This is a genomic window from Rugamonas rubra (assembly GCF_900114705.1).
Lineage (GTDB): Bacteria > Pseudomonadota > Gammaproteobacteria > Burkholderiales > Burkholderiaceae_D > Rugamonas > Rugamonas rubra.
The window spans coordinates 55,054-67,403 of the sequence record NZ_FOTW01000015.1; the positions used below are offsets into that span (position 1 = coordinate 55,054).

At 71.2% G+C, this 12,350-nt stretch carries 12 protein-coding genes; all 12 read right to left on the reverse strand.

Annotated features, from left to right (window positions below; genetic code table 11):
* Positions 1 to 69 precede the first annotated feature (69 nt).
* On the reverse strand, positions 70 to 1,329 hold the full coding sequence (locus tag BM252_RS16290) for an acyl-CoA dehydrogenase family protein (protein WP_093388727.1): 1,260 nt from the start codon (positions 1,327 to 1,329) through the stop codon (positions 70 to 72).
* Between the two features lie 31 nt (positions 1,330 to 1,360).
* A complete protein-coding gene (locus BM252_RS16295; RefSeq protein ID WP_093388728.1) occupies positions 1,361 to 2,428 on the reverse strand; it encodes a phosphotransferase in 1,068 nt (355 codons plus the stop codon).
* A 425-nt stretch (positions 2,429 to 2,853) separates the two neighbouring features.
* Entirely contained in the window at positions 2,854 to 3,426 is a 573-nt protein-coding gene (locus BM252_RS16300) for a prepilin-type N-terminal cleavage/methylation domain-containing protein (RefSeq protein ID WP_093388834.1), read from the reverse strand.
* Between the two features lie 115 nt (positions 3,427 to 3,541).
* Positions 3,542 to 4,399: a hypothetical protein gene (locus BM252_RS16305; protein ID WP_245774292.1), complete on the reverse strand. Its 858-nt coding sequence runs from the start codon at positions 4,397 to 4,399 to the stop codon at positions 3,542 to 3,544.
* Positions 4,399 to 5,193: an ABC transporter permease gene (locus BM252_RS16310; RefSeq protein ID WP_093388730.1), complete on the reverse strand. Its 795-nt coding sequence runs from the start codon at positions 5,191 to 5,193 to the stop codon at positions 4,399 to 4,401. The genes BM252_RS16305 and BM252_RS16310 overlap by 1 nt, the downstream gene beginning before the upstream one ends.
* Positions 5,190 to 5,906, reverse strand: a complete 717-nt coding sequence (locus BM252_RS16315; protein ID WP_093388731.1) for a type II secretion system protein — start codon at positions 5,904 to 5,906, stop codon at positions 5,190 to 5,192. The genes BM252_RS16310 and BM252_RS16315 overlap by 4 nt, the downstream gene beginning before the upstream one ends.
* Positions 5,907 to 5,909: 3 nt before the next feature.
* Positions 5,910 to 6,644: a hypothetical protein gene (locus tag BM252_RS16320; protein WP_093388732.1), complete on the reverse strand. Its 735-nt coding sequence runs from the start codon at positions 6,642 to 6,644 to the stop codon at positions 5,910 to 5,912.
* Positions 6,613 to 7,131 carry a hypothetical protein gene (locus tag BM252_RS16325; protein ID WP_139236537.1) on the reverse strand — a complete coding sequence of 173 codons (519 nt, stop codon included), beginning with the start codon at positions 7,129 to 7,131 and terminating at the stop codon, positions 6,613 to 6,615. Before BM252_RS16325 ends, BM252_RS16320 begins: the two co-directional genes overlap by 32 nt.
* Entirely contained in the window at positions 7,128 to 7,811 is a 684-nt protein-coding gene (locus BM252_RS16330; RefSeq protein ID WP_093388734.1) for a hypothetical protein, read from the reverse strand. The genes BM252_RS16325 and BM252_RS16330 overlap by 4 nt, the downstream gene beginning before the upstream one ends.
* The gene (locus BM252_RS16335; protein ID WP_093388735.1) at positions 7,808 to 9,403 is read right to left on the reverse strand and encodes a hypothetical protein; all 1,596 of its coding nucleotides are present in this window, start codon (positions 9,401 to 9,403) and stop codon (positions 7,808 to 7,810) included. The genes BM252_RS16330 and BM252_RS16335 overlap by 4 nt, the downstream gene beginning before the upstream one ends.
* Before the next feature lie 7 nt (positions 9,404 to 9,410).
* The gene (locus BM252_RS16340) at positions 9,411 to 10,616 is read right to left on the reverse strand and encodes a type II secretion system F family protein (protein ID WP_093388736.1); all 1,206 of its coding nucleotides are present in this window, start codon (positions 10,614 to 10,616) and stop codon (positions 9,411 to 9,413) included.
* Positions 10,616 to 12,340: a GspE/PulE family protein gene (locus BM252_RS16345; RefSeq protein ID WP_093388737.1), complete on the reverse strand. Its 1,725-nt coding sequence runs from the start codon at positions 12,338 to 12,340 to the stop codon at positions 10,616 to 10,618. The genes BM252_RS16340 and BM252_RS16345 overlap by 1 nt, the downstream gene beginning before the upstream one ends.
* Between the last annotated feature and the right edge of the window lie 10 nt (positions 12,341 to 12,350).

The window sequence follows — 12,350 nt, forward strand, 5'->3', positions numbered from 1 at the left end:
TCACGCGCCAAGGCGGGGGCGGGGGAAAGGCCGGCGGGCGGGCCGCCGGCTAGCGCGACGATGGCGGACTCAGCTGCGGGTGATCGGCAGGCCCAGGTCTTCCTTGCTGGCGGCGTACTTGGCCAGCTCGAGCTTGGCGACGGCGTTGCGGTGCACCTCGTCGGGGCCGTCGGCCAGGCGCAGGGTGCGGTTGCCGGCCCACTGGTAGGCCAGCGGGAAGTCGTCCGACACGCCGGCCGCGCCGTGCGCCTGGATCGCCCAGTCGAGCACCTGCTGCGCCACGTTGGGCGCCAGCACCTTGATCATGGCGATCTCGGCCTGGGCGCCCTTGTTGCCGACCGTGTCCATCATGTAGGCCGTTTTCAGGGTCAGCAGGCGCGCCGTGTCGATCTGGATGCGCGCCTCGGCGATGCGCTCGCGCCACACGCCCTGGTCGGCCAGGCGCTTGCCGAAGGCCGTGCGGGCCTGCAGCCGCTTGCACATCAGCTCGAGCGCGCGCTCGGCCACGCCGATGGCGCGCATGCAGTGGTGGATGCGGCCGGGGCCGAGGCGGCCCTGGGCGATCTCGAAGCCGCGCCCCTCGCCGAGCAGGATGTTGCTGGCCGGCACGCGCACGTTGTCGAAGCGGATCTCGCAGTGGCCGTGCGGCGCGTCGTCGTAGCCGAACACCGGCAGCGGCCGGACGATGCTGATGCCGGGCGTGTCGGCCGCCACCAACACCATCGACTGCTGGGCGTGGCGGGCGGCCTGGAAGTCGGTCTTGCCCATGGTGATGAACAGCTTGCAGCGCGGGTCGCCGGCGCCGGAGATCCACCACTTGTGGCCGTTGATGACGTAGTCGTCGCCGTCGCGCACGATGCGGGTTTCGATGTTGGTGGCGTCCGACGAGGCCACGCCCGGCTCGGTCATGGCGAAGGCCGAGCGGATCTCGCCGCGCAGCAGCGGTTCGAGCCACTGTTGTTTGTGCTGCTCGGTGCCGTAGCGCTCGATGGTCTCCATGTTGCCGGTGTCGGGCGCGGCGCAGTTGAACACCTCGGGCGCCCACGGCACCCGGCCCATGATCTCGCACAGCGGCGCGTAGTCGAGGTTGGACAGGCCCTCGGGCGCGCGCGCCGACTTGGGCAGGAACAAATTCCACAGGCCCTGCTGGCGCGCCAGCGGCTTCAGCCGCTCGATCAGCTCGGTGGGAATCCAGCGGTTGCCGCGCTCGGCGCCGTTGCGGTCGACCTCCTGCTTGAAGGCCTGCTCGTTGGGGTAGATGTGCTGGTCCATGAAGGCCAGCAACTTTTCCTGCAGCGCCTTGCAGCGCTCCGAATACGCGAAATCCATGTCTGTGTCCCCTGCTGTGTGGTGGAGCTGATTAGATCGGTTTGCCGCAGGCGTAGGCCCAGCCCAGCTCGGCCATCGGCCGCGCCATCTTGCCCGACTCCAAGGCCTGGGCGCTGGCGGCGGTGCCGTCGACGTAGCGCTTCATGATGCCCTGCATGATGCTGGCCAGGCGGAACATATTGAAGGCCAGGTAGAAATTGAAGTCCTCCAGGCGGATCGTCTTGCCGGTGCGCTCGGCGTAGCGGGCGATGTATTCCTGCTGCGAGGGGATGCCCAGCGCCTTCAGGTCCAGCCCGGCGATGCCGCGGAACTGGCCCGGCTCGATGTGCCAGCTCATGCAGTGGTAGGAGAAGTCGGCGAAGGGGTGGCCCAGGGTCGACAGCTCCCAGTCCAGCACGGCGAGGATGCGCGGCTCGGTGGGGTGGAACAGCATGTTGTCGAGGCGGTAGTCGCCGTGCACGATGGCGGTGTCGTCGCCGGCCGGGATGTGCTGCGGCAGCCAGGCGATCAGCTGGTCCATCGCCGCGATGGTCTCGGTCTGGGCGGCCACGTACTGCTTGCTCCAGCGTTCGATCTGGCGGGCGAAGTAGTTGCCCGGCTTGCCGTAGTCGGCCAGGCCGATGGCGGCGTAGTCGATGCTGTGCAACTGGGCGATGACGCGGTTCATCTCGTCGTAGATGGCGGCGCGCTCGGCCGGCGCCATGCCGGGCAGGGCCTGGTCCCACAGCACGCGGCCCTCGACGAACTCCATCACGTAGAAGGCGCGGCCGATGACGTCCTCGTCGGTGCACAGGGCGTACTGGCGGGCGGCCGGGAAGCCGGCCTTGTTGAGCGCGTCCATGACGCGGTACTCGCGCTCGATGGCGTGGGCCGAGGGCAGCAGCTTGGCGGCCGGCGCCGGCTTGGTGCGCAACACGTAGTGCTGCCCGCCCTTGCTCAGCTTGAAGGTGGGGTTCGACTGGCCGCCCTTGAATTGCTCGACCGTCAGCGGGCCGGCCGGGTAGCCGTCGATGTGGGCGGCGAGGTAGGCGTCGAGCGCGGCGACGTCGAACTGGTGGCGCGCCGAGACCGCCTTGGTGCCGATGAATTCTTCGAACATTCTGTCTCCTGCGGTGTTGTTAGTGCCCCATTCTAGCTGAAAATAGTACGAGCGTACTTTTATCCGGAGAATATTTTTCGCAGCGGCCCGGCGCGGCGGCGGGGGTGTTGTTTGGCTGACGGGAAAGGGCTGGCGGACATCTTCGCACCTGCGGGGTCAGTGCCGACATTCGGACACGACCTCAACCATTGCTCACTGCGGGGTCAGTGCCGACATTCGGACACGACCTCAACCATTGCTCATGCCACCGAGGCTCTTTAATGCTGAGCCTGTGTCCGAATGTCGGCACTGACCCCGCCTATGCGCCTGTGTGCAGGCCCGCCGTCTGCCTCCTTCGCTTTCCGGGCGGGGCCGGCTTGCCGCGCTTCGGTCGAAAGACAAGGTAACATTTTTCCGCATCGGCCGGCGCGGCGGTGGCTGGGGACTTAGAAGAACAGAGCGGTGCGGCTGACGATGCTGCCGTTGTTGGTGTAGTTGCCGGTGGCGCGCACCGAGCCGGTGTTGAACTTGCCGTCGTCGAGCTTGCTGTCGATCTGCTCGGCGAAGGAGTCGGGCAGATTGTCGAGTCGGATGCCGTTGCCGCCACGGCCGGCGACGATGTCGTTGTAGATGTAGACGGCGCCGCCCTGGGCACTGGTCATGAAGTCGGTGCTGCCGTTGTAGGAGCCGGTGATGAAGCCGGCCAGCGCCAGGTGTTGCGGCGCCAGTTGGTACTCGGCGATCTGGCCGTCGCCGTTGCCGTTGCCGCTGGCGCCGGGGGCGTGCAGGGTGGCCTGGACGTCGTCGCCGGGCAGGGCGCGGAACTTGTCCTGGTAGGCGTTGACGGCGGCCGACAGCGAGTTCGACTGCTGGATGATGTTCTTCACCTTGGCGCTGTCGATCAGGCCCTGGCCCTTCAGCACGCCGCCCAGCAGCAGGCCGATGATGACCAGCACGATGGCGATCTCGACCAGGGTGAAGCCGCGTTGGGCCGGCAGTCGCGGGATGGGGCCTTGCATGGGTTTGTCCTTTTGGTTCATACCGCTATATTACAATTCCTGCGCCGATTGCGCATCATAAACAATGCCTGGCGGCAGGGCGCCGCCGCCGCGCACGGCGGTCACCCACGGCCGCTCACGGCGGTGTCGGCGGCGTCGGCGTCGGCGTCGCGTCGGCTTGGCGCGCCGCTAGCGCGTCGAGGCGGGCGGCCAGGAAGCGCAGCTCGTTGGGTTCGTCGATGCTGCCGTCCTGCAGCAGGCCGCCGATCAGCGCGCGCGCGGCGTCGAGCTCGTTCATGTCCTCCAGCACGAAGAGCTCCAGCTCGCGCGCCCAGGCCGGCACGCCGGGGCCGTTGGCGTGCAGCCGGATGGCGCGGGCGTACTCGCGCGCCAGCGGCAGGTCGTGCAGGCGGTGCTTGGCCACCAGCGCGGCGTGGGCCAGCCACGGCCAGCGCCGGTTGGGGTCCTCGGCGAAGCGCTGGTAGACGAAGGCCAGCATCAGGCGCTGGCGCGGCGCGTCGTTGACGGCGCCGTACACCGCGCTGGCGGCCAGCAGCGGGTACTGGCTGCGCGGGTCGAGGTCGAGGGCGCGGCCGAGCCAGGCGGCGACGCCGGCGTAGTCCAAATGGCGCCAGGCGATGTCCATCCCGGCCTGCTGGTCGAAGCCCTGCACGTACAGGGTCAGCAGGCGCGACAGGGCGGCCGTCTCGCCCAGGCTGGCCAGGCGCAGCAGCGCCAACGGGGGCGCCGGCGGCAGCGCCTGCTGGCTGGGCGCCGGCGCCGGCCGGCCGGCCTGCCACAGCAGCTGGCCGCCCAGCGTCAGCGCCAGCAGCCAGCGCACCGCCGGCGGCACGCGCGACGGCGGCGCCGAGCGTCCCGACGGCGCGGACGGTGGCGGCGCTGGCGGCGCTGGCGGCGTTGGCGGTGGTGCCGCCGCCGGGCGCGCCGCTGCGGCTGCCGGTGGCGGCGTGGCGCCGGGCGGGATCGCGGCCATCAGACGTTCTTGCGGTACAGGTCGAACAAGGCGGCGCTGGCCAGCAGGGCGACGTACAGCGCGCTCTGCGCCAGCACGGCCAGCAGGTCGGCGCCGCTGCCGCCGTGGTAGACCAGCCAGTCGCTGCGGGTGAAGCCGTCCAGGTGGGGCAGCAGCAGGGCCAGCAGGTCGACGCCGCCGGCCAGCAGGCGGCCCGCCGCGCCGTGGCCGGCGTCGGCGGCGTGGCCGAGCAGTTGCAGCGTGCCGATCAGGCGCGCCAGCAGGTAGAAGGCGGCGACGGCGGCCAGCGCCGGCAGCGTCTGGCCGAGGCCGAGCGCGCACAGCAGGCTGAAGGCGGCGACGATCCACAACTCGCACAGCAGCGAGGCGGCCCACAGCGCCGCCTGGCCGGGCGGCGCCAGGCCCAGCGCCAGCGCGCCGAACAGCAGCGCCGGCAGCGCGGCGGCGGCGGCGAAGCCGGCCAGCTTGCCGAGCAGGTAGGCGGCGCGCGGCAACGGCAGCGCCAGCAGCAGCTCGAGGCCCTTGTCCTGCGCCTCGCGGGCGATGCTGGTGACGACGAAGGCGGCCAGCAGGAACACCGCCGCCAGGCGCAGCAGCGCGGCCAGCACGGCCGCCTGCAGCTGGCCGCCCTCGGTCAGCGCGACGGCGTGCAGCAGCGCGCCCAGGCCGACGGCGCCGGCGGCGGCCAGCAGCAGCAGCCACAGCAGGCGGTTGCGCAGCGCCTCGAGCAGGGTGTAGCGGGCGATGGTCAGGGCCGGGCGCAGCAGCGGCGCGGCGGGCGGCGCCGCCGTCATGGCAGCCTGCGCGCCGCGACCATGCGGTTGGCCAGGATGTTGGCCGAGACCCAGCCGACGATGTCGTCGAACTCGCCGCCGGGGGCGGCGCCGTTGTCGCTGGCGCCACGGTTGAAGAAGATGCGCGGGTTGCTCTGGTTGACCCGCTCGTCCGGGTTGGACGGCGAGACGTCGGCCACCAGTTGGCCCAGGTCGCCGCTGGCGCCGTAGCCGTTCCTGCCGTGCGACATGACCAGCGCCGGCACGTCGTTGGCCGCGCTGGCGGCCACCACCTTGCCGGCGCCGTCGCGGCTGGCGATGGTGATGTCGCCCGGGGTCGACAGGTTGAAGCGCGCGCCGCTGTCGCTGAACTCGGGCGTGACGCTGTAGCGGTACAGGTGGTTCCAGCTGTCGAGCTTGGCCAGGCCCAGCGTCGCCCACGGCAGGTAGCCCTGGCGCTTGCCGCCGCGGCACTGGGTGTCGGCGCGGTCCTCCAGGCCGTTGCCGGCCGACACGGCCGGGCAGGGCAGGTAGCCGTGGCGCAGGGCGAAGCCGGCCAGCGCCTCCTTGGCCTCGTCGAGCGCCTTCTGCGTGTCGGCCACCTTGCGCTGCTCGAGCTGGACCGACAGCGGCATGATCAGGCCGCCTATCATCAGGCCGACGATGACCAGCACGATGGCGATCTCGATCAGGGTGAAGCCGGACTGGCGGCGCGTGGCAGGACGTGTTCTCATGATTTAAGGCAGCACGTGGGCCGCTCCCATTTGCTGGTACAGGGTGGACAGCGGCAGCGTGCCGACGATGTCGTCGAAGGGGCCGCCCGGCGCGGCCGGCTCGGCGCTGGCGACGCGGTCGACGAAGTGGCGCGCCGAGGCGGCGTTGAGCTGCTCGTCGACGTTGCCCACGGCGACGTTGGGCAGCGCGATGCCGAGCACGCTGCTGCCGAAGTTCTCGCGGCCGTGCGACAGCAGCACCAGCGGCGCGCACTGGGCGCCCAGGTCGCAGGTCGACTGGCCGACCAGGTAGCCGAGGGCGCCGCCGGCGTCGCGGTTTTGCACCGTCTTGGTGGCGACCGCCGAGATGCGCAGCAGCGGGCTGTTGGTGAACACCGGCGTGACGCTGTAGCGCAAGCGCTTGCCCCAGGCGTCGACGCCGTCGATGCCGAGCGCGACCCAGGGCAGCAGGCCGGTGCAGCTTTGCTCGCTGTCGCAGGGCAGCGGGTTCTCGCCGCCGTCGAGCGCCGAGACGGCCGGCCGGGGCAGGCGGCCGTGGCGCACGGCGAAGCCGAGCAGGGCCTCGTTGGCCTCGGCCAGCTTGGCCACGGTGCGCTGGACGCGGCGCGCCTCCAGCGTGCTGTGGCCGAGGGCGCTGATCAACAGCGCGGCGGCGCCCAGCCCGACCAGGGCGACCAATATCAGCAGCGCGGCGCCGCGCTGGCGCCTAGCGGCCGGCCGCTTCGACGACGCTGCCATTGGCGGCATTGTAGCTCTGGCCCGGCTTGAGGACGACCCGGCGGCCCGACGACAACTGCAGCGTCTGCGCCTGGCCCGGCTGGGCCGGCCCGCCGGCGCCGGCCTGCGGCTGCTGGTCGAGCCAGACGGTGGCGCGCCCGCTGCTGCCGCGCAGCACGCCGTTCAACTGCACCGGCGCGGGCGCGGCCGGCGCCGCCTGGGCCGGCGCCGGCTCGGCCGGCATGCCTGGCATGCCCGGCGCGCCGCCGGGCGCGGCCGGCTCGGCCGGCTGGCCGGCCGGGGCGGCGCCGTCGCGCTTGGCGTCGAGGGCGGCGCGCTCGTCTGGCGAGGAGAACAGCCGGCCCAGCGCCGGGCGCTGGGCCGCCGCCGGCGCGCCGGCCAGCAGCGCGGCCGAGGCCGCCAGCACGGCCAGCAGCCGCGCCGCGCCCGGCCGTGGCGACGCCGTGGCCGGCACGGCCGGGCGCGACAAGAATCGGGACGGGCTCATCGGGTGCCTTTCTTGGCGGCCGCCACGGGCGCCGGCGCGGCCGGCGTCAGCGTCAACCAGTTGAGGGTGCAGTCGGCCGCCAGGGTCGGCGCGTTGGCGACGTTCTGCGCCAGCGGCAGGCGTTTCAGGCTGCAGTCCTGCGCCGCGTAGAAACTGCGCGCGCGCAGGTCGGCGAGGAAGTTGAACAGGTCCATCTCGTGCAGCAGGTCCATGTGCAGGCGCATGCGGCTGGCGTGCAGGCGGTACTCGCCCAGGCCGACGGCGGCCTCCAGCCGCACCGGCTGCTGCGGATCGATCTCGTAGCTGAGCGGCGGCAGGCGGCGCCGCTCCTGCACCTGGCGCACCGCCTCGACCCAGTCGAGCCGGTTCTCCTCGCCGATCATGCCGCGCGCGCGCAGCGCGATGAAGCGCGGCTGGTAGGCGCGGATCTCCTGCTTCTCGTTCTCGACGTGGGCGAAGCGGGCGTAGGCGGCGTCGCGCGTTTGCTGCGCCTGGGCCAGGGCGTCGGCGGCGTCGTGGCGGTACCACAGCGTGGTCAGCACCAGGGCCGCGCCGAGGCCGGCGGCGGCGGCCAGGCCCAGCGCGGCCAGGCGGAGCTGGCCGAACTCGCGCAGCCAGTAGGGCAGCGCGATGACGGCGGCGGCCGCCTTCTTCTTGCCGGGGACGGATTGCGCGTTCATGGCGTGAGCACCAGGTTGAGGATGAATTTGGCCTTGCCGTCGGCCGCCGCAGTGCCGGCCTTGCCGCTCAGCTTGACGTTGGGGCGGGTGTCGAGCGGCGGCTGCTCGATCTGGACGAGCAGGCGCGGCTGGCGCGCCAGCTCCTGGGTGAAGCGGTTCATCGCCTCGAGCACGCTGCGGTAGTTGTCCTGGCTGACGGCGATCTCGGCTTCGACGCGCAGCGTCTGCGGCGGCCGCCCCGGGATGCCGATCAGCGCCGACGACAGCGGCGCCGCCTGGCCGCCGTCGGCCGCGCCGCCGGCCAGCGCCGCCAGCGCCGCCGGCTGCGCCGCCGTCCCGGCCGGCGCCGACTGGCTGGCGGCGCCGGCCGGCTTGACGGCCCAGTCGAGCTGCAGCAGGCTGACCTGCGGCACCTTGTCCAGCGCGGCGCTGAGCATGGCCATCATCGCCTGCGGTTGCGGCGCCTGTTCGGCCACCATCCGTTCGACGGTGACGGCGGCCTTCATGTTGGCGGTCTTGGCGACGCTCGGCGGCAGGTCCGCCATGACGCCCTGATAGCGCCGGTCGAACTGCTCGGCCTCGCGCGCCAGCCGTTCGCCGGCGCCGCTGTCGCCGACATAGTTCCACAGGTTGGCGCCCGACCACAGCAGCGCGCCGGCGCAGACGGCGGCGGCGGCGCCGGACAGCGCCAGGCGGGCGCGGCGCAGCAGGAAGTAGCGGCGCGCCTCGCCCAGCGCGTAGTGGCCGGCCGGCCGCGCGGCGGCCAGCAGGTGCAGCAGCAGCGGCTCGGCCAGCGCCGGCGCCTCGGCCAGGCCGAGCCGGGCAGCCGCCTCGGCCAGGGCGACGAAGCGGTAGCTGGTCTCGGCGCCGTCGCGGCACAGCGCCTCGAGCGCGGCGATCTGCGGCGCCGGCGCCAGCACCACGGTGTGCAGCATCTCGCCGCGCCCGAGCAGGCGCACGCTGGTGAGGAACTGCTGGGTCTTGCCGGTCTCGGCGGCCAGGTTGACGGGCGCGCCGTCGCGGTCCAGCGCCGGGGTCAGGCGCGAGAACTTCAGCTGGCCGCGCTGGAAATAGCTCTGCCGCAGGCCGGCCGACTGCTGGCTCACCAGCAGCAGGTGCGCCTCGTCCAGGGCCAGCTTGGGCAGCAGGGCGGCGCTCAGCAGGGTGGCCGAATACAGCCCGGCCAGCGGCGCCTTGAGTTGTTCCAGCGCGGCGATCCACGGCTGCACCACGGCCGGGTTGGTCAGCGCGCACAGCAGCACGATGTCGTCGCGCCGGCCGGCCGCGTCGCGGCCCTGCACGCCGAGGTGGCGGTAGGGCGTGTCGCGGTATTGCTGCAGCAGGCGGCGGGCGCGCAGCCGGCGGCCGGCGCCGCCGCGCACGTGCGGCAGCAACTGGCGCTGGAAGTCCTCCTCGATCAGGTCGGCCAGCAGGTGGATGGGGGCGTCGCCCTGCGCCTCGACGTAGTCCATGAACGCGTCGATGCCGGCCGGGTCGGGTGTGAAGCAGGCCGGCGCCGACAGGCGCCCGGCGCGCCACTGGTAGGCGCACAGCTGTTCGCTGCTCAGATAGTATAGTTGTTTGCGGAACACGGCGGCCTCAGGTCTTGATCTTGCTGATGGTGTCGTAGATCGGCCCCAGCACCGACAACATGATCCAGCCCAGCAGCAGGCCGAGGATCACCGTCATGGCCGGCTCGATCATCGCCTGCACCCGCTCGATCATCTCCTTGACCTCGCGGTTGTAGAAGTAGCTGACGTTGCGCAGCGCGCCGTCGAGCGAGCCGGTGGCCTCGCCCACCTTGAGCATGCGGATCACCAGCGGCGGGAAGATGCCGGTGTGCTGGAAGGCCGCCGTCACGCCCTGGCCCTCGGCGATCAGCTGGGCGGCGCGGCGCAGGCCGGCGGCCACCACGCGGTTGCCGACGATGCCCTCGGACAGGCGGATGCACTCCAAAATGGTGATGCCGGAGGCGTACATCAGGGCGAAGAAGGTGGCGAAGCGGGCCAGGATGATCTTGTGCAGCACCGGGCCGACCAGCCAGGCGCGCAGCTTGAAGGCGTCGAAGGCGTAGCGCGCCCGTTCGCTGCGGGCCAGCCAGGCGCGCAGGCCGAACCAGGCGGCGAAGGGCAGCGCCAGCAGCGCGTACCAGTAGGCGATGAAGACGTTGGAGACGGCGATCAAGACCTTGGTGTGCAGCGGCAGCTCGTTGCCCATGTTCTTGATGAAGGCGGTCAGCTGCGGCACCAGGTAGATCATCAGGAAGAAGGTCACGCCGAGCACCACCACGGCGACGACGGCCGGGTACATGACGATCTTCTTGGTCTGCGCGGCCAGCTCGTCCTGCCACTTCAGGCTCTCCGACAGGTTCTTGAAGACCTCGGCCAGCTTGCCGCTGTGCTCGCCGGCGGTGATCAGGCTGGTGAAGGTCAGGTCGAACACCTCGGGGTAGGCGGCCAGCGCGGCCGACAGCTGCAGGCCGCCCTCGATGTTCTCGATCAGGTCGGTGATGATCTCGCGGAAGCGCGGGTGGTCGAGGCTGTCGCGCAGGTCGCCCAGGCCCTCGAGGAGGGGCACGCCGGCGCCGCTCATCTGCTCCATGTGGAAGCAGAAGTTGATCAGGTCGCGCCGCTCGATGGCGCGGCGGCCCAGCAGCACCACGCCCTGGCGGGTGGCGCGGCAGTCGATCAGGTCGAGGCCCATGCGGTGCAGGCGCAGCTCCAGGTCGGGCTCGTTGGCGGCGTCCATGCTGCCCGGCTGCATTTGGCCGGCGCCGTCCATGGCGCGGTAGATGTATTGCGGCATCAGCCGAGCCGCTCCGTCAGGTCGACCACGCGGGCCACCTCGTCGAGCGTGGTGACGCCCTCGAGCACGCGGCGCACGCCGTCGTCGACCAGCGCGTGGAAGCCGGCGGCGGCGGCGGCGTTCTTCAGCTCGCGCGAGGAGGCGCGCCGCGCCACCATCTCGTCGAGCTCGGCCGTCATCTTGAGCAGCTCGATGATGGCGATGCGCCCCTTGTAGCCCTGGTGGGCGCAGCGCTCGCAGCCGACGGCGCGGTAGATGGTGCGCGCCGCCGCGTCGCCCGCGCCGCCGGCCTGCTCGGCGGGCAGGCCGAGCAGGCGGCGCTCGAGCGCGTCGGCCTCGGCCGGGGCGCGGCAGTGCGGACACAGCTTGCGCACCAGGCGCTGGGCGACGATGCCGATGATGTTGCCGGCCATGACGTCGGGCACGATGCCGATGTCGAGCAGGCGCGACACCGAGCCGATCGCCGAGTTGGTGTGCAAGGTCGAATACACCTGGTGGCCGGTCATGGCGGCGGCGAAGGCCATCTCGGCGGTCTCCTTGTCGCGGATCTCGCCGACCAGGATGATGTCCGGGTCCTGCCGCATCATCGAGCGGATGCCCTCGGCGAAGCCCATCTTGGCCGACTCGTTGACCGAGGTTTGCCGGATCATGTTCATCGGGTACTCGACCGGGTCCTCCAAGGTCATGATGTTGACGCTCTCGGTGTTGATGTGGTTGAGGATCGAGTACAGCGTGGTGGTCTTGCCGCTGCCGGTCGGGCCGGTCACCAGGATCACGCCGTCGGGGCGGGCGATCATCAGCTTGAGCAGGTCGAGCTCCTTCTCGCCCAGGCCCAGGCCGTCGAGCGGGACGATGCCCTTTTGCCGGTCGAGCACGCGCAGCACGAAGTTCTCGCCGTGGGTGGTCGGCTGGGCCGAGGCGCGGAAGTCGATCTGCCGGCCGGAGAACTTGATCGAGATGCGGCCGTCCTGCGGCGCGCGGGTCTCGGCGATGTTCATGTTGCTGATGACCTTCAGGCGCACGGCCATGGCCGGCCAGTAGGACTTGTGCAGGCTGCGGATCTGCCGCAGGATGCCGTCGATGCGGTAGCGGATGCGCAGGAAGCTCTGCTCGGGCTCGAAGTGGATGTCGGAGGCGCCGTTCTGCACGGCGTCGGCCAGCAGGGCGTCGATCAGGCGCACCATCGGCTGGCTGTACTCGTCGGACACGCTGCCCAGGCTCTGGTAGTTGACCTCGCCCGTCTCGATCTCGTGCAGGATGCCGTCGATCGACAGCTCGAAGCCGTAGTACTGGTCGATGGCGCGGCCGATGTCGGACTCGGCCGCCAGCAGCGGGGTGACGCTGATGCCCTTGACCAGCATGGCGCTGATCTGGTCGAGCGCGACGATGTTGCTGGTGTCGGCCATGGCCAGGATCAGGTTGTCGCTGTGGCGCTCGTAGACGATGGGGAAGACGCGGTAGCGCTTGGCCACCTCCTTGGGGATCAGCTTGAGGGCGATGGCGTCGACCACCAGGTTGCCCAGGTCGGCGGTCTGCTGCTTGAGGTTCTCCGACAGCGCCTCGCGCACCGTCGCCTCGGTGACGAAGCCGAGCGTGATGAGCAGCTTGCCGAGCGGCTCGTTGCTGCGCTTTTGCTCGATCAGGGCGATGCGCAGCTGGTCCTCGCTGATCACGCCTTTCTGGATCAGCAGTTTGCCGAGCGGAAGTTTTGCTTGTTCTGCCATGAAATGGTGT